Genomic DNA, 209 nt, shown 5'->3' on the forward strand with positions numbered 1-209 from the left:
GTTGTTCGACGATGTGCACGGTCTGCGTCACCAGCTCGGTGGCGGTGTTGCGCGGGGTGACCGAGACTTCGCCCGGATTGTTCAGCACGCCGCGCGCCAGGGTGCGGATCTCGTCGGAGAACGTGGCGGAGAACAGCAGGTTCTGGCGTTGCTTGGGCAGCAGCGCGAGAATCTTGCGGATGTCGCGGATGAAGCCCATGTCCAGCATG

Annotated in this window: 1 pseudogene; it reads right to left on the reverse strand. The window is 64.1% G+C overall.

The window, feature by feature from the left end:
• Window positions 1-209: pseudogene (locus tag B3446_RS26655) on the reverse strand (RNA helicase); the annotation flags it as partial.

Origin of the sequence: Achromobacter sp. UBA5777, assembly GCF_002418565.1 — a bacterium.
Classification (GTDB): domain Bacteria; phylum Pseudomonadota; class Gammaproteobacteria; order Burkholderiales; family Burkholderiaceae_B; genus Achromobacter; species Achromobacter animicus.